The 16,908-nt window shown below is 59.3% G+C and carries 12 protein-coding genes and 1 pseudogene; 7 read left to right on the forward strand and 6 right to left on the reverse strand.

The window, feature by feature from the left end; translation table 11 throughout:
* The 4 genes from ACIOZM_RS10970 to ACIOZM_RS10985 form a co-directional block, all read right to left on the reverse strand.
* Nucleotides 1–4,539: a hypothetical protein gene (locus tag ACIOZM_RS10970; protein ID WP_401213203.1), complete on the reverse strand. Its 4,539-nt coding sequence runs from the start codon at nt 4,537–4,539 to the stop codon at nt 1–3.
* A gap of 233 nt (nt 4,540–4,772) precedes the next feature.
* Nucleotides 4,773–5,777, reverse strand: coding sequence for an asparaginase (locus tag ACIOZM_RS10975; RefSeq protein ID WP_401213206.1), 1,005 nt, complete (start codon nt 5,775–5,777; stop codon nt 4,773–4,775).
* A gap of 171 nt (nt 5,778–5,948) precedes the next feature.
* Nucleotides 5,949–7,400: an alanine/glycine:cation symporter family protein gene (locus tag ACIOZM_RS10980; protein WP_401213209.1), complete on the reverse strand. Its 1,452-nt coding sequence runs from the start codon at nt 7,398–7,400 to the stop codon at nt 5,949–5,951.
* 501 nt (nt 7,401–7,901) lie between these two features.
* Nucleotides 7,902–9,326, reverse strand: a complete 1,425-nt coding sequence (locus tag ACIOZM_RS10985; RefSeq protein WP_401213211.1) for an aspartate ammonia-lyase — start codon at nt 9,324–9,326, stop codon at nt 7,902–7,904.
* Nucleotides 9,327–9,506: 180 nt separating this feature from the next.
* On the opposite strand from ACIOZM_RS10985, the gene ACIOZM_RS10990 reads away from it, so the two are divergent.
* The 5 genes from ACIOZM_RS10990 to ACIOZM_RS11010 all read left to right on the forward strand — a co-directional run bounded on the left by ACIOZM_RS10990 (nt 9,507) and on the right by ACIOZM_RS11010 (nt 13,310).
* Nucleotides 9,507–10,415 (forward strand): LysR substrate-binding domain-containing protein, encoded by a 909-nt coding sequence (locus tag ACIOZM_RS10990; RefSeq protein ID WP_401213213.1) that lies wholly within the window; start codon nt 9,507–9,509, stop codon nt 10,413–10,415.
* Nucleotides 10,416–10,746: 331 nt separating this feature from the next.
* On the forward strand, nt 10,747–11,238 hold the full coding sequence (purE, locus tag ACIOZM_RS10995; RefSeq protein ID WP_401213216.1) for a 5-(carboxyamino)imidazole ribonucleotide mutase: 492 nt from the start codon (nt 10,747–10,749) through the stop codon (nt 11,236–11,238).
* Between the two features lie 10 nt (nt 11,239–11,248).
* Entirely contained in the window at nt 11,249–12,331 is a 1,083-nt protein-coding gene (locus ACIOZM_RS11000; protein ID WP_401213218.1) for a 5-(carboxyamino)imidazole ribonucleotide synthase, read from the forward strand.
* 106 nt (nt 12,332–12,437) lie between these two features.
* Nucleotides 12,438–12,683 carry a GlsB/YeaQ/YmgE family stress response membrane protein gene (locus ACIOZM_RS11005; protein WP_003229635.1) on the forward strand — a complete coding sequence of 82 codons (246 nt, stop codon included), beginning with the start codon at nt 12,438–12,440 and terminating at the stop codon, nt 12,681–12,683.
* Nucleotides 12,684–12,773: 90 nt separating this feature from the next.
* Nucleotides 12,774–13,310, forward strand: coding sequence for a DUF3299 domain-containing protein (locus ACIOZM_RS11010; RefSeq protein ID WP_401213220.1), 537 nt, complete (start codon nt 12,774–12,776; stop codon nt 13,308–13,310).
* Nucleotides 13,311–13,436: 126 nt separating this feature from the next.
* Here the strand turns inward: ACIOZM_RS11010 and ACIOZM_RS11015 are convergent, their stop codons facing one another.
* Both ACIOZM_RS11015 and ACIOZM_RS11020 read right to left on the reverse strand, forming a co-directional pair.
* Nucleotides 13,437–14,336 carry a D-hexose-6-phosphate mutarotase gene (locus ACIOZM_RS11015; protein WP_401213222.1) on the reverse strand — a complete coding sequence of 300 codons (900 nt, stop codon included), beginning with the start codon at nt 14,334–14,336 and terminating at the stop codon, nt 13,437–13,439.
* Between the two features lie 57 nt (nt 14,337–14,393).
* Nucleotides 14,394–14,798, reverse strand: a complete 405-nt coding sequence (locus ACIOZM_RS11020; RefSeq protein ID WP_003229628.1) for an acyl-CoA thioesterase — start codon at nt 14,796–14,798, stop codon at nt 14,394–14,396.
* Between the two features lie 365 nt (nt 14,799–15,163).
* Between ACIOZM_RS11020 and ACIOZM_RS11025 the strand changes: the two genes are divergently transcribed.
* Nucleotides 15,164–16,462 carry an MFS transporter gene (locus tag ACIOZM_RS11025; protein WP_401213224.1) on the forward strand — a complete coding sequence of 433 codons (1,299 nt, stop codon included), beginning with the start codon at nt 15,164–15,166 and terminating at the stop codon, nt 16,460–16,462.
* A gap of 231 nt (nt 16,463–16,693) precedes the next feature.
* Nucleotides 16,694–16,908: pseudogene (locus tag ACIOZM_RS11030) on the forward strand (phosphate-binding protein); the annotation flags it as partial.

The raw sequence follows: 16,908 nt of genomic DNA on the forward strand, positions 1-16,908 counted from the left end.
TCAGGCCGCTGTGAAGAACAGTCTCCTGGCTTGTTCGGTGCCGATCATGCTGCGATAGAACGTGAGTGTTTTGGCGTCATTCAGTCCTTTTGCCGAATCGGCTGCCAACCCCTGCGCGTATTCCGTCGGGGTTTTGAGTCGTGCGTAAAGGTAGGCGTCGGCGGTAGTCCACCCCTGCGAGTAATGAAAATGTGCATACCACAGGACTTCGCGGGTGGTTCGATCGGTGATGGTGTATTCGTCCAGATAAATGCGTCTGGCAGCCTTGAGTCGGCGTCGCGAGACTGTTCGCTTTACAGTGATGGCTTTTTTGTTTTTCAACCATTCGACGCCAGCCGGTGTCGGGTCTTGCTGCCGGGTCATTTTCAATCGCGCATCGATGGCTTGTTGATACAGGGCCTCCACCGCGTCGTTGAGGTTCTTGTTGATCCTGGAGGCCGATAGCGTGGTGTTTTCGGTGACATTGCCTTCGGTCAGTGCCTGCTCGATGGCTGCGCTGAGGTGTTCGAGTCTTATGGCCTGCTCCTGATACAGGTACTCGACGCCTGCCGGGGTGTGGCTGTTCTGGCTGGCATGCTCAAGCATCCGCACTTTGAAGGCAGGAATTGCGTCGAGCAATTTCTGCGCGCTGTTGAGGCTGGTTTGAAGGTCTACGGGAGCCGCATGTTCTGTGGGTGTACTGAGCCGCTCCACCCAAATCCCTGGGCTTTTTTCATGAAATGTCGCAATGACTCTGTGCGTCAGCGGCGAAGTGATATCGACGAGTCCGGTGTCCAGCCCCAGCGCTGAAAGTCTGGGCTCGCCGATCAGCACGCCGTTGTAGCGGGTCCTGATAAATTTTTTCTTCGGTCTGGGTGGCTGTACGGGGAGCGAGGGTCGGGATCTGGCTGCATCCCTTTCGTCGAGATCCTGTACGAGTCGAGCGGCACCGCGCTTGCTGAGTGCATCGAGTGCCTGGCGGAGTTGTTTGAAAGGCTCCTCGACGACATGTGCCGCGTAAGCCTGACGCAAATCCTGCAATCGATCATCGATAACACTGAACTGCTCGAGCAGTCCATTGAGGCTTTCGATTCGCTCATCGATCCGGTTGGCGCTGCGTTCCTCCAGTGAATCACGCAAGGCTTGCACGGCAATGTCGGCGGTATCGACGATCCGGTCGAGTGTCGACCACGCTTCTGCCTGTGTCGTTATGCTGGTTTGGGTCAGGCACAGGTTGCGTGCCATGGTGATCTGGAGCGCACGCAGGTCATCGATCGAGAAAGCAGGGAGCCGGGCCTGGTTGGTTTGAATCAGTCGTAAGCCTTCTTTCTCGAGGGATTTGAGTTCATTGATACGAGTTTGAATCTGCTCCAGTCGCTCGATCATGTCCCGGTTCATCCCGCTCATGAGGTGAGCGTCTTCGATATTTCGCAAATGCGGGTTCGACTCTTGTTGCTCTATCTGCCGCAGAACGGTTCTGAGTTGCGGAGTGAAAGTGGTTGCCGCCTCTCGGATACCGGCATGGATCAGTTCCAGTTGGGCTCTCTGATAGCCGAGCGCTCTCTGCAGATAATCCGGAGTTGGAGCGAAGACTTGCAGGGTTTGCAGGTTTTGCAGGTTTTGCAGGGCTGTTTTGTAGGCTGCCCGTTGGGATTCGAGCTTTTGCAGGTACAACTGACGCTTGGTCGCAGCAGTGCCCGGCGTTGCCGAGGTCATTGCATCAAGCGCCTGTTTCAACTCGCTCTGCGCGATGGTTTTCTGCTGTTCAAACGCGCTCAGCAAGGTACGTAGCTTTGCCGCTTTCTCGCTGGCTTCAAGCGCAGCCCTCAAGGTCAGACGTTTTGAACCGCCGCCACGTAAACGCAGGCGCATGTCAATGAACCATTCCCCCCTACGGTTGCCGATCAACAAAGGGCCGGCACGTTCCGGCGTTTGTGGATCGATGATGCTGACGTTAGCCTCGTTGTCCACGCTGACTTCGAACCAGCGTTGTCCGACAGGGGCATACCATTTGTGTCCGGATTTGTAGAGGTTTTGGTAGTGACCTTCCTCGGCATGGCGTGCTCCGAGATCGACTGGTTTGCTGATCTTGAAACTGTCGAGCAAGGTTGCCAGGGCACTGCTCGAACGATTGACCGCGCCGCTGATTTGCAGGGTCTGGTCCGGGTCCGGTAAAGCGTTCGGAGCAAGAGCAGGCAGTTTTTTCAGGGTCAGAGGGCGTTTCTCCAGCAGATGTCGGAACTCGGCGTCGATGGTTACCGGACGCCTGGCCGATGACCGGTGGGTGGCAATGTGAAGGGTGATTGCCATGCCGAGATTGAGCAGAACATCAATGAAAGCGGCCGACCTGGCCTGATCGTCCTGTTGCTCTGCGGCATCGGTCAACTCCTGCAACTGATCCATGATTTGCCAGATCCAGGCCGCTACACCCACGGTGCGTCCCAGAAACGGCAGTACCGCAGAAAAGATCAGCCAGCCAGCCTGTTTGAAACTGGCCCAGCGGCTTTCAGCATTCGACACTGATTGGCGATCGGCGAGTTCAATCAATGCGTCGGTATTGGCCTTGAACAGGGCGCTGAACGGGTCTGCGTCCAATGGCGTACCAGCGAGGTTCAGCGGGCCTGTCAGTCGCGATACCTTGTCCGGGTCCACCAGGAAATCCGCGACAATCCAGGGGGATGGCAGTGCTCCCGGGAACACATAGTTTGCGTAATCGGAGCGAACATCATCCGCCATCCACGCCAATACCGAGTCCCGCAGGCTCGCGGATTGCTGGATGGCGTAGATCAAATTGCTCGGCGAGGGATACTGGGTCAGCGGCTGGTCGAGCATCGGCCGATACAGCAGGCACGGCCCGGTTGACGGGTCTTGGGGGCCGATGACGAACATGTTTGCGACGATATCCGGGGATGTTTCGCTCTGGCGTTGCGGGAGAAATGCCAGGGGGCGGATCACGATGGGTTGCCCTTCGACGGTTCTGCCGACCGCGTCGGGCTCCATGAGGGCACACACATACCGGTAACCCAGAGTGTCGATGTTGGCCCTGGAGCGAATCTTGTTTTGCAACGCCAGCAGCGGTAACTGGATACGCAGGTGTTGACTGTACAGCGACTGCCGTAGTCTGGCCTGTTCAGGGTCGTTGACCAGTTTTTGCTTGATCAGGGCCGGGTAGTCGCTGCCGATGTTGATTTCTTTGACCAGGCTTTCCACATAAGCAACCGTCAGCCATGCGGGTAATGCAGTGCCTTGAGTGGAGTGCAGGGTCTTGTCACCGAGGGGAACGGCGATCAGATTCTGCAACGCCAGATCGGTCAGGCTTAAGGTGGTGCGCTCGAACTTGCCCGGCACGATAAATGTGCCCCAGATGACCAGGCTCTTGATGCGCATCTCGATCTTTTCCAGATCCAGCGTCGCGGCATCAGGATGCTTTTTCAGCATTGCCTGTTTCAATCTGTCCAGTGCGTATTGCTGGATGGAGGGAATGTCATCCAGGTATGTCTTGCCGGCATTGAGACTGTGCAGGGCCGCCAGATCCTTCAGGTGGCGTGAGTAGTTGTTCAGTTCTGAAAGGGGCGCGTTTTTCAGCCACTCGGGCAGTTTGTTTCTGAACCATTCGACATCAGCGCCGCTATGCCCGATGGACTCTTCGGCAGGTGCCGATGATCGAAGTGAGCGGTCAACAGGGCCCATATAGCGCAGGTCGGTGAAGTCCAGAGCGCCAATGGCATCGACCTGCATGGAAATCAGGCGGCAGGCCTGTTGTTCGAAGAAGTTGCCGTCGGGCTCCCACAGCCGCCATTGCAGTTCGCGAAAGCTACCGGACAGGTTCGCGTGTGCAGGCAACGCCGCCGCAAAGGCATCAAGGGAAGCGAACTTCTCGTAGCCCTTGAATAATGAGTAGGTCAGAACGTCGGTTTGTGCCGAGTCGCTGCTCATCAATACTGCGATCGACAGTTTGTTGGGATGCTTGATGTTGTGTTCATCGACCAGATAACTGTCGATAAGAAAGGCTTTGCCCGAGTGCCCATCGAGTGCCCGCTCGGCGCGCCCCGGGGTGTTGAAAAAGTCCCGGGCGAGCTGACAATCGGCGGCGTTCCAGCCCTCGACTTGATCGACATTCCACAAGTTGCGCAAGGTACTGGCAAGTTCGTGCCAGCGTGGATGGCCATCTGCGTTGGTTTTGTTCCAGTATTCGACTTGTTGCTCCTGATAGGCACCAAGCATCACCGGAGCCAGCAGATTGAGCAGGTTGGCAATTTCATCGATGCGCACCGGCAAATGAATGGCCGGATCGTAGATCGGTTGCCGGGTCAGGAAGTGCTCGCCTGCGATATAAAGAGCGGGTACGGCCAGTACGGCCTGATTGGCGAGGATGTCGGTCAGCGTCTGATAGCTGGGCGGGCCGGCTACGATCTGGCCATCAATGATCGTCCAGCCGGGGGTGCCGACCATCGTGATGCTGGGGTCGATATCCAGAGTGGGATAAAGAGCCTGCAACGAGATTCGCAAAAGCTCGGTGGCGACCTCGCGAAAGTCGGGGCCGACATACAACTGAGTCATCAGCGCGTCGGTCGGGGAGTGAAGCGTCGGTGGGTTTTGCGTGGGCGGTAAAACCGGAGATTGCATAATGCGTCCCTGCCTTGAAAGTCCTGAAAGTTGCCGGAGATGACTCTCGGTCTTTCCATGCTGGGACTTTGTGCATCAGGCCGGGTGGTAGATATATATATGCGCAGGGATTGATCGGTTTGTGCGGGGCTGCGGCAAGCTTGCTGCCGCGACCCCACAGGAGCGTCTCAGATCAGCTCGCCACACAGGTCGAGTTCGATCAGACGTCGCACTTCTGCATTGTCCAGGCCCGCTCCGAGCAATGCATGCAACTTGCCGAACGCCGCTTCACGGGTCATGCCGCCCCCGGACAGCACGCCAACACCGCGCAAACGGCTGCCAGCCTCGTAGACATCCAGTTCGACGCCGCCCTCATGGCACTGAGTAACCGCAACCACCACCACGCCGTTATCCCGCGCACGGCCGAGGCTGGCGAGAAATCGCGGGTTGTCGCTCGGCCCGGTGCCGCTGCCGTAGCACTCCATAACCAGACCTTTGATCCCGCTGTCGAGCAGGCCATCGAGGACTGCCGCGCTGATACCCGGAAACAGCGGTAGCACTGCGACATTGGCCAGTTGCCTGGGCTGGTTGTAGCTCAGCGCTGCCGGGATCGAAGGCGCTTTCACGCCGCCGCCCTGACGCTCCAGACGCTTGAATGGATGACGACCGAAGCTGCGCACTTTCGCGCAACGGGTCGGCGTCAGCAGCTCACCGTGGAAGTACAGATGCACGCCCGGCGCCAGGCCCTGACCGAGGGCGACCAGTGCGCCGCCGAGGTTTTCCCAGGCATCGCTGTCGGTGACACCGGCCGGCAGCATCGAACCGGTGAAGCACACGCGGGCATGCAGGCCGAGCAACTGGAAGCTCATCGCCGCAGCGCTATAGGCCAGAGTGTCGGTGCCGTGGAGGATCAGCACGCTGTCGCAACCTTGCACGTCGACGGCATCGACCACTGCTTCACGCAATTGCTGCCAGTAGGCAGGGGTCATGTTGGCGCTGTCGATCAGCGGCGACATCTCGCGAAAGCGCCACTGCGGCACCACGAGTTCAGGCTGGCTGTGCAGATAGTCGCGCATCCGCGCTTCGAAACCGGAAGCCGGGGCCAGACCGTTGGCGCTGGCCTGCATGCCGATGGTGCCACCGGTATACAAAACCATGACGTGTTGAGCGGCGGGGTAGGAATTGGCAATCATCTGGAGCTCTCCACAAAAGATGACATGTAGGAGTGAGCCTGCTCGCGATTACGGTCAATCATTCAACATTGATGTCGACTGATGCACCGCAATCGCGAGCAGGCTCACTCCTACAGGTTATGCATTGCACTTTAACTGACGGGCGCAGAGGGTGCGCCCGTCATTTACCCATCAGCGTTGCGCTGCGGGTACACCTTGCGACTCGGCTTCAACCTTGCCGGCGGCGGCAGGCGGATTGGCTGGCCAGGCTTTGCGGTCCAGGTCCAGATCCGGGAACTTGCTCGAATCGAACACTGGAGTCTTGATCCCGGCTGCACGCTGGTCATCGTAGTCACGCAGGATGCGCATGCCGACCTTGAACAGCATGAACAGCGCGATCAGGTTGACGAACGCGAGCATGGTCATGGTGATGTCGGCGAAGGCGAACACGGTGCTGAGGTTTTCGATGGCGCCCCAGAAAATCAACACCAGTACCAGTGCGCGGTAGCCGATCAGCGCCTTGCGGTTTTCACCGATCAGGAAGCGCAGATTGCTTTCGCCCAGGTAGTAGTTGTAGAGAATCGAGGTGAACACGAACAGCGCCAGTGCGACCGAGATGAACATCCGGCCCCATTCACCGACCACGGCGGCCAGCGAGTTCTGGGTCAGGGCAATGCCGTCGCCTTCGAAGCCCGGGGTGTAGAAACCCGAGAGCAGGATCAGCAGCGCGGTGCAGGTGCAGATCACGAAGGTATCCAAGAACACGCTGAACGCCTGAACCACACCCTGAGCCACCGGGTGCTCGACCGAAGCCACGGCGGCCACGTTTGGCGCACTGCCCAGACCGGCTTCGTTGGCAAACACGCCACGCTTCACGCCCATGACGATGGCGCTGCCGATCAGACCGCCGAAGGCCTGGTCGAGACCGAAGGCGCTCTTGACGATGGTCATCAGCATCGCTGGAACGTGATCGAATTGCAGCACGATCACGTACAGGGTCACGCCGATGTAGACCAGGGTTTTCACCGGTACCAGCAGGTCAGCGACCTTGGCGATCCGCTTGATCCCGCCGACGAACACCAGACCCAGCAACACCGCCAGACCGAGGCCGGTGTAAGTGGTGTCGAGGCCGAAAGCGTTGTTCAGCGAGTGAGTCACGGCGTGAGCTTGCAGACCGTTGAACGCGAAGCCGAAGGTCACCAGCAACAGGAACGCCATGACCATACCCAACCAGCGCTTCTGCAGACCGTGCTGGATGTAGTAGGACGGGCCGCCACGGAAGGTGCCATCGGAGTCGGTACGTTTGTAGAGCTGACCGAGCGAGCATTCAAAGAAGCTGCTGGACATGCCGACCAGTGCGGTTACCCACATCCAGAACACGGCACCTGGCCCACCGAGGGTCACGGCAATGCCGACACCGGCGATGTTACCTGCACCGACGCGGCCGGCGAGACTGAGCATCAGGGCCTGGAATGAGCTGAGTTGCCCGGCGCTGCTTTTCAGGCTGTCGCGGAACACCGCGAACATGTGGAAGAAATGACGCAATTGAACGAAACGCGAGCGAATCGTGAAGTAGCTACCGAGCCCGACAATGAGCACGATCAGTACTTTCCCTGAGAGGAAGTCGTTGATGACTTCGAGCATGGATTTTTCCTCGCTGTTTTTTGTGTAAGCAAATGCTGGATGTTCAGAAACATCGCGTTACACCGACAAGCGCACGGCAAGGCAGGTGAGGCGCAGGTTTCGTCCCGGTTCCAATTTCGCGGGTTTGTTATTAGTTCGGGTTTCGCATGGGTTGTGGCCTCGTTACCGACGACCGCTCACGCGAAGAGGGGCGGCACTATACCGATCAGTGACGCGCCCGTCTGCACGGTAGTGGTGCAAGCGACGAAACGAGGCTTTGAAACACCCGACGTTACCGGCGCCGGGCTTTTGTAGGAGTGAGCCTGCTCGCGATGCAGACGCCGCGGTTTTACAGCACCACCGCGTTATCGTTCATCGCGAGCAGGCTCCCTCCTACAGAAGACGTTTGTCCTTTCAAGCAGTTAAAAAAAAGGGCTTGGGGATAAAATCCCCAAGCCCTCAAAAGGTGAGAGGTGTCTAGTCCCTCGACCTGGTGAGCGGTGCTACAAGTTACGTGTCGGTTCAGCCTTTAAGCGGAACCAGACGCGGAGCAATCATGTTTTCCGGGCGCAGGATGTCGGCGAGCATGGCTTCGTCGAGCAGACCTTCTTCGCGCACCAGTTCCAGTACGCCGCGGCCGCTTTCAAGCGCGAGGCCGGCGATACGGGTGGCGTTTTTGTAGCCGATGTACGGGTTCAGTGCGGTGACCAGACCGATCGAGTGCTCGACCAGTTCACGGCAGCGCGCTTCGTTGGCGGTGATGCCGACGATGCAGTGTTCGCGCAGCATGTCCATGGCGCGTTGCAGCAGGCGGATCGAGTCGAAGATCTTGAAAGCGATCAGCGGCTCCATCACGTTCAGTTGCAGTTGGCCGCCTTCGGCTGCCATGGTCAGCGCCAGATCGTTACCGATGACCTGGAACGCAACCTGGTTTACCGCTTCCGGGATAACCGGGTTGACCTTGCCTGGCATGATCGAGCTGCCCGGCTGACGTGCCGGCAGGTTGATTTCGTTGATGCCGGTGCGCGGGCCGCTGGACAGCAGGCGCAGGTCGTTGCAGATCTTCGACAGCTTGACCGCGGTGCGCTTGAGCATGCCGGAGAACAGCACGAAGGCGCCCATGTCGGAAGTGGCTTCGATCAGGTCGGCGGCTGGAACCAGCGGTTGACCGCTGATCAGGGCCAGACGCTGAACGGCCAGAGCCTGATAACGCGGGTCGGCGTTGATGCCGGTACCGATCGCGGTACCGCCCAGGTTCACTTCAGTCAGCAGTTCCGGGGCCAGCGTCTTCAGACGGGCCAGGTCTTCGCCCATGGTGGTGGCGAAAGCACGGAATTCCTGACCGAGGGTCATCGGCACGGCGTCTTGCAGTTGGGTACGGCCCATTTTCAGGACGTGGTTGAATTCCTGACCTTTGGCCGCGAATGCCTGAATCAGGCTGTCGAGGCTGGCGAGCAGGGCGTCGTGACCCAGCAGCAGACCCAGGCGGATCGCCGTCGGGTAGGCGTCGTTGGTCGACTGCGCCATGTTGACGTCGTCGTTCGGGTGCAGGAACTGGTACTCGCCTTTCTGGTGACCCATTGCTTCGAGCGCAATGTTGGCGATCACTTCGTTGGCGTTCATGTTGGTGGAAGTACCGGCGCCACCTTGAATCATGTCGACCACGAACTCTTCGTGGAAATCACCGCGGATCAATCGGGCACAGGCTTCGCTGATGGCAGCGTGCTTGGCTTCGCTCAGATGACCCAACTCACGGTTGGCGTCAGCAGCGGCCTGTTTGACCATTGCCAGACCCACAACCAGTTTCGGGTAATGCGAAATCGGAACGCCGGAGAGACGGAAGTTATTCACCGCTCGCAGGGTCTGGATGCCGTAATACGCTTGAGCCGGTACTTCGAGGGCGCCAAGCAGGTCGTTTTCTGTGCGGAAAGATGCAGCGGAGGACATGATAGAAATCATCTCGATATGGACCCGGTCTGTGCCGGAACGCTGCGAATGCTAGGCTTGTGGGAAATTTTGGGCCAATGCTGTTAAGCACTGGCCTATGCACATTCGGCATAATGCCCGTGTGACGCCGCCTGCGCGGCAGACGTGTGACCTGTTTTGGTGCGTGTCCGGGAGGACGTGATGAATCTGGAAAGCAAATGGCTCGAGGACTTCAGTGCTCTGGCCGCCACCCGCAGCTTCTCGCAGGCAGCCGAACGGCGCTTCGTGACTCAGCCGGCTTTCAGTCGGCGGATTCGCAGTCTCGAAGCGGCGTTGGGGCTGACTTTGGTAAACCGCTCGCGCACGCCGATCGAACTGACGGCGGCGGGGCAACTGTTTCTGGTGACTGCACGTACGGTGGTCGAGCAGCTCGGTGAAGTGCTGCGTCATCTGCATCATCTGGAAGGCGGGCAGGGCGAAGTCATGCAAGTCGCCGCCGCGCATTCGTTGGCGCTGGGCTTCTTTCCGCGCTGGATTGCGCAGTTGCGCAATGAAGGGCTGAACATTGCCACGCGGCTGGTGGCGACCAACGTTGGCGACGCGGTGCATGCGTTGCGTGAGGGCGGTTGCGATTTGATGTTGGCGTTCTATGACCCGGACGCGGCGATGCAGATGGACCCGGAGATTTTTCCTTCCTTGCATTTGGGGCAGACGGAAATGTTACCGGTGTGTGCCGCCGATGCGGATGGCAAGCCGCTGTTTGATCTGGAAGGTGATGCAAGTGTGCCGCTGCTGGCTTATAGCGCCGGGGCGTTTCTTGGGCGTTCGGTGAATGGCTTGTTGCGTCAGCGTGCTTTGCGCTTTACCACTATCTATGAGACTGCGATGGCGGACAGCTTGAAGAGTATGGCGCTGGAAGGGTTGGGGATTGCCTGGGTGCCGCAGTTGAGTGTTCGGGCTGAACTGGCGCGCGGCGAACTCGTCGTCTGTGGCGGCCCGCAGTGGCACGTGCCGCTGGAAATTCGCCTGTATCGCTGCGCCCTGGTGCGCAAGGCCAACGTGCGCCTGCTGTGGCGCAAACTGGAAGGCGGCGCCGCGCAAGCTTCCTGATCTGAACAGAGATCCAATGTAAGAGTGAGCCTGCTCGCGATAGCGTCAACACATTTAGCGACGATGTGACTGACACACCGCCATCGCGAGCAGGCTCACTCCTACAAGGGATTTGTGGTGTTGCGGCGCTGACCTTCAGGTCAATAAAACCGGGCCTTTGGCTGATTTGACAGATGGTCGTATCGGGGGCTGTTTATTGGCTTCTTTGCGGTATACTGCGCGGCCTTCGGCCGGTCCGTCCGGCCATTTTTCGTACAATCAAGCCACGCATCCTGCGTGGCTTGTTGTTTTTTGACGCGCCTGCGGGCGCCCAGAGAGAAGAGGCGCGACGATGAGTGCACTGGTTGGCGTGATCATGGGCTCCAAGTCCGATTGGTCCACCCTTAGCCACACCGCCGATATGCTGGAAAAGCTCGGCATCCCGTACGAGGTTAAAGTGGTCTCTGCCCACCGTACCCCGGATCTGCTGTTCCAGTACGCCGAAGAGGCTGAAAGCCGCGGCATCGAGGTGATTATCGCCGGTGCCGGTGGCGCGGCCCACTTGCCTGGCATGTGTGCGGCCAAGACCCACCTGCCGGTGCTGGGCGTTCCGGTGCAGTCGTCGATGCTCTCGGGCGTCGATTCGCTGCTGTCGATCGTGCAGATGCCGGCCGGTATTCCGGTCGCCACTCTGGCCATCGGCAAGGCCGGTGCGATCAACGCAGCCCTGCTCTCGGCGAGTATCCTCGGCGCCAAGCATCCGCAGTTCCACGCGGTACTGAAAACATTCCGTGCCGAGCAGACAGACCGCGTCCTGGACAATCCAGACCCACGTATTGCCTGAGGTTGTTGAGATGAAGATCGGTGTAATCGGTGGCGGCCAGTTGGGCCGCATGTTGGCCCTGGCGGGCACTCCGCTGGGCATGAACTTCGCTTTCCTCGACCCTGCGCCGGACGCCTGTGCGGCCGCGCTGGGCGAACACCTGCGGGCCGATTACGGCGATCAGGATCACCTGCGTCAACTGGCCGATGAAGTCGATCTGGTGACCTTCGAATTCGAAAGCGTCCCGGCCGAAACCGTGGCGTTTCTCTCGCAGTTCGTGCCGGTCTACCCGAGCGCCGAAGCCTTGCGCATCGCTCGCGACCGCTGGTTCGAAAAGAGCATGTTCAAGGATCTGGGGATTCCGACTCCGGCCTTCGCCGACATTCAATCGCAAGCCGATCTGGACGCCGCCGTTGCGACTATCGGCCTGCCGGCCGTGTTGAAAACCCGCACTTTGGGTTACGACGGCAAGGGCCAGAAAGTCCTGCGCAAGCCTGAAGATGTGGTCGATACGTTTGCCGAGCTGGGCAGCGTTGCCTGCCTGCTGGAAGGCTTCGTGCCGTTCACCGGTGAAGTGTCGCTGATCGCCGTGCGTGCCCGCGATGGCGAGACGAAGTTCTATCCGTTGGTACACAACACCCACGACAGCGGCATTCTCAAGCTGTCGGTCGCGAGTACCGATCACCCGTTGCAGGCGCTGGCCGAAGACTATTCCAGTCGCGTGCTCAAGCAACTGAACTACGTCGGCGTGATGGCGTTCGAGTTCTTTGAAGTCGACGGCGGCCTCAAGGCCAACGAAATCGCGCCGCGTGTGCACAACTCCGGGCACTGGACCACCGAAGGCGCCGAGTGCAGCCAGTTCGAAAACCACCTGCGGGCGGTTGCCGGTCTGCCGCTGGGTTCGACCGCCAAGGTCGGCGAAAGCGCGATGCTCAACTTCATCGGCGTGGTTCCACCGGTAGAGAAAGTCATCGCGATTGCCGATTGCCATCTGCATCACTACGGCAAAGCCTTCAAGGCCGGACGCAAGGTCGGTCACGCCAACCTGCGTTGCGCCGACAAGGCCACGCTGGAGCAGCAGATCCTCAAGGTCGAAGCGCTGATCGCCGAGTAAAGACAGTTTCATCTGGCAGCGGCGGAACCTTCGGGAACCGCCGTTCTCTGATGGCAGGATGCCAAAGTCTGGCTAGGCTATAGCCAATCAATCAGAGGGAAATGCCATGGGAATTATCGGAACCATCTTTATCGGCTTGATCGTCGGCCTGCTGGCGCGCTTCCTCAAACCGGGCGATGACAGCATGGGCTGGATCATGACCATCCTCCTCGGTATCGGCGGTTCGCTGGCAGCCACTTACGGCGGTCAGGCTCTGGGCATTTATCAGGCAGGTCAGGGCGCAGGCTTCATCGGCGCGCTGGTCGGCGCGATTGTCCTGCTGGTGATCTACGGTCTGATCAAAAAGAACTGATCCAAAGCGACCAGGTCCTCTCTGCCAAACCGGCGGAGAGGGCTAGAATGCTCGGCGAATCACTTTCCTTCCTTTTACCCGAGCACATTCATGCGCCGCATTTTGTTGACTCTCCTGTTCCTCGGCAGCGGTTTGGCCCATGCCGCCGAATTGCCGGAAACCGACTGGCTGGAACTGATGCCCAAGTCGGATCAAAAGGCCCTCGAGGCCATGCCTGAAATCGACCACAACTCCCCCGAAGCCACCGGCACCTTCACTGAGAAGGGCGGCATGAAACAGGCCAAAGGTCTGCCGGCGGTGATGTATTCGACCAAAACCGTGGCGTCGATGAACGACAAGCACATTCGAATCGGTGGTTATCCGGTGCCGCTGGAGTCCGATGCCAAGGGCCGCAGCACGCTGTTCTTCCTCGTGCCATACCCGGGCGCCTGCATCCACGTGCCGCCACCGCCGCCTAATCAACTGGTACTGGTGCGCTATCCGAAAGGCTTGAAGCTGGATGACATCTATACACCGCTGTGGGTGATCGGCACGCTGAAGATCGAGAAGGTCAACAACGACCTGGCCGACGCGGCGTATGCGCTGGAGGCGGACAAGGTTCGCGTGGTGAAAGAGTCGGATCTCTAGCCAATACCCAAGAACAACTGTGGGAGCCAGCCTGCTGGCGATAGCGGTGCGTCAGGCATCTTCAAGTTGACTGACACGGCGCCATCGCCAGCAGGCTGGCTCCCACATTTCGTATTGCGGTGTTGGTTAGAGCGGTTTGCTGCCAATGCTGACGCCCATTGTATGGCTGGCACCCGGTGCCAGGTTCACCGCATCGCCCATCACATTCGCCGTCTCGATGCACAACATGCGCTGCCAGCCATCGTTGTCCATGTCGCTTAACGCGGCAGCGCGGTCGATCCACGGGTTCCAGATCACTGCTGTGCGCGAACCGCTGGCGGTCAGGACGATGCGCCGTTCCCACGTCGAGTCGACGATGCTCAGTTGTGGCGGAGCGTCGAGGTAGATGCGGTCGGTTTCGCCGGCAAACTGTAGGTCGCCTTGCTGAGTGGCGGTGTTCCAGTTGTCGAGAGTCTCGATGTAGTTCAAGCCGTCCACGCCTTCGACATGCACGTTGCGCACATCGCTGACCGCGAAATAGCTGTGCAGCGCCTGGCTGAGACTGACGCTGTCGCCGCCACGGTTATGGCTGGTCAGGCTGATGTGCAGTTGCTCGTCCAGACGCAGGGTCAAGGTCAGGTCCACTTCATGCGGCCAGCCCGGGAAACCGCCGTCAGGGTAGGGCAACTTGAATTCGACCTTGATGCCGTGGCTTTCGGCCTCGATGCCGCCCAGCTCCCAATCCATCGCCCGGACAAAACCGTGCGCGCCTGCCGGTTCATCGCTGACGCGCATGGCTTTGACGCTCTGCGGGTTGCGCTCGAACACGCCGAACCATGGCCAGCACACCGGCACGCCGGCGCGGATGCTCTTGCCGGTCTTGAACACAGCCTTGTCGTTCAGCCAGATGATCGGCGGCTGGCCGTCGATCTGATAACTGAGGATGTGCGCGCCTTGCTGGGCAACCAGCACTTCGGCCTGACCGTGGCGGATACGCCAGCAGTTCAGTTCATCCAGTTTCACGGCTTCAACGTTGGGCGTGTTCATGGGGCAACTCTCGATCAGACACTTGGACGACTATCGACCGCAAAACGGCCGCGAGGTTTAACGTGCGCGAGGCGGAACCGAGCGGGTGCGGCCGCTGCCATCGATGGCGACGAACACGAACACCGCTTCGGTGACTTTACGCCACTCGCTGGACAGCGGATCGTCGCTCCACACTTCGACCATCATCTGGATCGAGCTGCGGCCGATTTCCAGGGTCTGGGTATAGAAGGACAATTGCGCGCCGACAGCAACGGGCACCAGAAACGCCATGCGGTCGATGGCGACGGTAGCGACGCGGCCGCCAGCGACACGGCTGGCCATTGCGGTACCGGCCAAATCCATCTGCGCTACCAGCCAGCCGCCGAAAATATCGCCAAAGCCGTTGGTTTCACGCGGTAGCGCGGTGATTTGCAGGGCCAGGTCGCCCTGTGGGATCGGATCTTCTTGTTCGAGCTCTATCATGCCGGGGGTGCCTCTGACCCGTGACTCTTCGTTGGTATCGCTGGTGGTAGCCGTCTTCAGGAAAAACGATTCAGCACCGAACATACTACGTTCGTCACGTTTTCCATAAGGCGCCTAAAGGGGAAACTCTGCGAAAGCGACTGACAGATCCAGCGACGATTTCGCACAGCAACCCCCTACAAACCGGAGCAAGGTTGCGAGTATATCGGTCGGTAGACTCCGCGACGACCATCCGGTTCTCATTTCGACCGTCAAATACGCGCCTCTATGTGCTTTTTCGAACAATTTGCTATGGTGCCGAACCTGTCCAAGTCACAGCCAGCGTTGTTGTGGCGACAGATCCGACTATAAGAGAAGCCCTTGCCATGACCACAGCGCCTTCGAGCCTCGCGCAGCCCGAGCAACCCGCACGACCGTTAACCCGCAATGACTACAAGACTCTGTCGCTATCGGCCCTGGGCGGTGCGCTGGAGTTCTACGACTTCATCATCTTTGTGTTCTTCGCCACCGTGGTCGGCAAGCTGTTCTTCCCGGCGGACATGCCCGAGTGGCTGCGCATGATGCAGACCTTCGGCATCTTCGCCGCCGGCTATCTGGCCCGGCCGTTGGGCGGCATCGTCATGGCGCACTTCGGCGACCTGCTGGGGCGCAAGAAGATGTTCACCCTGAGCATTTTCATGATGGCCGTGCCGACCCTGATCATGGGTTTGTTGCCGACTTACGCGCAAATCGGCATGTGGGCGCCGATCCTGTTGCTGCTGATGCGGGTGATTCAGGGCGCGGCGATTGGCGGTGAAGTGCCGGGGGCATGGGTCTTCGTTTCCGAACACGTACCGCAAAAGCACATGGGTTACGCATGCGGCACCCTCACCAGCGGCCTGACTGCCGGTATCTTGCTGGGTTCGCTGGTTGCCACCGCGATCAACAGCATCTATACGCCTGTGGAAGTGGCGGATTACGCCTGGCGGATTCCGTTCCTGTTGGGCGGCGTGTTTGGCCTGTTCTCGGTGTACCTGCGCCGCTGGCTGCACGAAACCCCGGTGTTCGCCGAGCTGCAACTGCGCAAGGCGCTGGCTGAAGAAGTGCCGCTGCGCGCGGTGCTGCGCGACCATCGTGGGGCGATTGCGATCTCGATGTTGCTGACCTGGTTGCTGTCGGCCGGCATCGTCGTGGTGATTCTGATGACCCCGACCGTGCTGCAAACGGTCTATCACTTCTCGCCAACCGTGGCGCTGCAATCCAACAGCCTGGCGATCGTGTTTCTGAGCATCGGTTGCGTAATCTCCGGCGCATTGGCTGATCGCTTTGGTGCGGGCCGCGTGTTCGTCTTCGGTAGCCTGGGGCTTTTGATTAGCTCCTGGACCTTCTACCACAGCCTGGCGGATCACCCGAACTGGCTGTTCCCGCTGTATGCGCTGACCGGTTTGCTGGTCGGCACCATCGGCGCGGTGCCGTACGTGATGGTCAAGGCGTTCCCGCCAGTGGTGCGCTTCAGCGGGTTGTCGTTTTCGTACAACGTGGCTTACGCGATCTTCGGTGGTCTGACGCCGATGGTGGTCAGCCTGCTGCTTAAAGAAAGCCCGATGGGGCCTGCCTACTATGTGGCGGTGCTGTGCACGATGGGGATTCTGGTGGGTGCGTATCTCTGGAAGAAGGGGCGCTGATTCCAGGATTATATGCAGCTCTACCCGCCCTATCGCCAGCAGGCTGGCTCCCACATGGAGATGCATTCCAATGTGGGAGCCAGCCTGCTGGCGATTTGGGGCAGCGAAATTATCCGATAAAAGCTCAATGCTGGCCTTTCATCCAATTGTCATATTTCAGCCATAGAGTGTTCACACGGCCTGCTGATACTTGGCCCCGACTTAACACACCCTATCTGCTAGGAGTAAGGCATGAAACTGAAGCGTTTGATGGCGGCAATGACTTTTGTCGCTGCTGGCGTTGCGACCGCCAACGCGTTCGCCGCTGTTGACCCGTCGATCCCGAGCTACACCAAGACCACTGGTGTGTCGGGCAACCTGTCCAGCGTCGGCTCCGATACCCTGGCCAACCTCATGACCCTCTGGGCTGAGAACTACAAAAAAGAATACCCGAACGTAAACATCCA

Origin of the sequence: Pseudomonas sp. NPDC087346, assembly GCF_044744235.1 — a bacterium.
In the GTDB taxonomy this organism is placed as follows: domain Bacteria; phylum Pseudomonadota; class Gammaproteobacteria; order Pseudomonadales; family Pseudomonadaceae; genus Aquipseudomonas.

Excerpts from the sequence above, each read along its gene's own strand:
- ACIOZM_RS10970 (WP_401213203.1), bottom strand. The coding sequence starts at position 4,539 with ATGACTCAGTTGTATGTCGGCCCCGACTTTCGCGAGGTCGCCACCGAG.
- ACIOZM_RS10975 (WP_401213206.1), bottom strand. The coding sequence starts at position 5,777 with ATGATTGCCAATTCCTACCCCGCCGCTCAACACGTCATGGTTTTGTAT.
- ACIOZM_RS10980 (WP_401213209.1), bottom strand. The coding sequence starts at position 7,400 with ATGCTCGAAGTCATCAACGACTTCCTCTCAGGGAAAGTACTGATCGTG.
- ACIOZM_RS10985 (WP_401213211.1), bottom strand. The coding sequence starts at position 9,326 with ATGTCCTCCGCTGCATCTTTCCGCACAGAAAACGACCTGCTTGGCGCC.
- ACIOZM_RS10990 (WP_401213213.1), top strand. The coding sequence starts at position 9,507 with ATGAATCTGGAAAGCAAATGGCTCGAGGACTTCAGTGCTCTGGCCGCC.
- purE (WP_401213216.1), top strand. The coding sequence starts at position 10,747 with ATGAGTGCACTGGTTGGCGTGATCATGGGCTCCAAGTCCGATTGGTCC.
- ACIOZM_RS11000 (WP_401213218.1), top strand. The coding sequence starts at position 11,249 with ATGAAGATCGGTGTAATCGGTGGCGGCCAGTTGGGCCGCATGTTGGCC.
- ACIOZM_RS11005 (WP_003229635.1), top strand. The coding sequence starts at position 12,438 with ATGGGAATTATCGGAACCATCTTTATCGGCTTGATCGTCGGCCTGCTG.
- ACIOZM_RS11010 (WP_401213220.1), top strand. The coding sequence starts at position 12,774 with ATGCGCCGCATTTTGTTGACTCTCCTGTTCCTCGGCAGCGGTTTGGCC.
- ACIOZM_RS11015 (WP_401213222.1), bottom strand. The coding sequence starts at position 14,336 with ATGAACACGCCCAACGTTGAAGCCGTGAAACTGGATGAACTGAACTGC.
- ACIOZM_RS11020 (WP_003229628.1), bottom strand. The coding sequence starts at position 14,798 with ATGATAGAGCTCGAACAAGAAGATCCGATCCCACAGGGCGACCTGGCC.
- ACIOZM_RS11025 (WP_401213224.1), top strand. The coding sequence starts at position 15,164 with ATGACCACAGCGCCTTCGAGCCTCGCGCAGCCCGAGCAACCCGCACGA.